The sequence below is a fragment of the Microcystis sp. LE19-10.1B genome, assembly GCF_027530565.1.
Classification (GTDB): Bacteria; Cyanobacteriota; Cyanobacteriia; order Cyanobacteriales; family Microcystaceae; genus Microcystis; species Microcystis aeruginosa.
The window spans coordinates 1-1,186 of sequence record NZ_JAPZQM010000618.1 but is presented as its reverse complement, the minus strand read 5'-3'; the positions used below and the strand labels follow the sequence as shown (position 1 = coordinate 1,186).

Here is a 1,186-nt window from a genome sequence, read left to right as displayed (position 1 = left end):
AATTATTCCTCCCATCGAGAGCTATTCTGAATTGTAAGTTATAACTATTATAATCTCATTTCTCTTTGTGATCAAGTTGAAGATTTTCTAGTTTTTGACTGCTATAAGTATTAATACTCATTGCATAAGTGAGATGCTCCCTAAATTTTCCCTCCTCCCTCTTGGGGAAACGGAACTAATTAAAACAGCAGTTGAACGCGCGCTCGATACTCGCCGTATAGGTGGCGGCATAAATATTAAAATCGGATACTTTTTACAGATTAATCTGTAATAGGATTTGATTAAGCTGTAATAGGAGAATACCAATGGCTAAAATCTCTATTGTTAATCTACAGTCTGATGACCGTGAATCTTCGCTTATTTATCTCGAAGAATCGAGAATAAGCCTGATTAAAGTAGCGGTCGAACGTGCTATCGATACTCGTCGTATAAGTGGCGGTCAAGTATATTTTACGCGTGGAATGACAGTTGGAATGATAGCGGATATACAGTAAAAATGGAATCTAATTTCATGCAGAAATCTACACTCTGTCCTAGTGCTAGAGAGAATTCCCTGGATAGCGTAATTTTCGGGATCGCAGCGGGAACCGTCGAGGAACCCCGCGTCGCCTATCTCCCGGAAATCCAACCCGTCACTGATGAATTGCTCGCTCTTGCCGAACCTGTAACTCCAACGGAAGTATTCCGATTTGCCGCTTCTTGTGCTGAAGATAAATGCGCGCATTTCGATGGTGTGAATTGTCGTTTGGCTCAACGAATTGTTCGGGGATTACCCGAAGTTACAGATACTCTTCCTCCCTGCCGCGTACGCCAAAGCTGTCGCTGGTGGTTGCAAGAAGGAAAAGCCGCTTGTTTTCGATGTCCACAAGTGGTTACGGATGATTATAATCCCTCCGAAATCATGACGGAAGTTGCGGAACCCGTTGTTTAGATAGCACAAAGTCAATCTACAAAAAATAGGGGTCTATCATGTCCGTTGAACAAACTAAAGCTTTTTATCAAAGAATTGCAACCGATAAAGATTTTCGTTCTCGGTTTCAAAATCTGGTTCTTCGGTTTGTCTTATGCAACGTACAGGATTATAAGGAATGAAACCCTTATAGAGAAAGACATTTGGCGATTTTTGTCAATTGTTTGCGATCTGAAGCGAACTAATCAATTAAATCTCTTGCCAGATAAGGATTGA

3 protein-coding genes are annotated in these 1,186 nt (G+C 41.1%); all 3 read left to right on the top strand.

Translation table 11 applies throughout. The features are described 5' to 3' along the window. Positions 1 to 305: 305 nt before the first annotated feature. From O9332_RS22295 to O9332_RS28210, 3 genes are read left to right on the top strand one after another with little or no spacing between them, the layout of a single operon-like run. A complete protein-coding gene (locus tag O9332_RS22295; RefSeq protein WP_288027474.1) occupies positions 306 to 494 on the top strand; it encodes a hypothetical protein in 189 nt (62 codons plus the stop codon). Between the two features lie 17 nt (positions 495 to 511). Further along, positions 512 to 931, top strand: coding sequence for a nitrogen fixation protein (locus O9332_RS22290; protein WP_288027472.1), 420 nt, complete (start codon positions 512 to 514; stop codon positions 929 to 931). 38 nt (positions 932 to 969) lie between these two features. Then, entirely contained in the window at positions 970 to 1,092 is a 123-nt protein-coding gene (locus O9332_RS28210) for a Nif11 family protein (protein WP_353853437.1), read from the top strand. The last annotated feature ends 94 nt before the right edge of the window (positions 1,093 to 1,186 follow it).

What these genes read in the sequence shown, in the direction of transcription:
- O9332_RS22295 (WP_288027474.1), top strand. Translation starts at nt 306, where the DNA reads ATGGCTAAAATCTCTATTGTTAATCTACAGTCTGATGACCGTGAATCT.
- O9332_RS22290 (WP_288027472.1), top strand. Translation starts at nt 512, where the DNA reads ATGCAGAAATCTACACTCTGTCCTAGTGCTAGAGAGAATTCCCTGGAT.
- O9332_RS28210 (WP_353853437.1), top strand. Translation starts at nt 970, where the DNA reads ATGTCCGTTGAACAAACTAAAGCTTTTTATCAAAGAATTGCAACCGAT.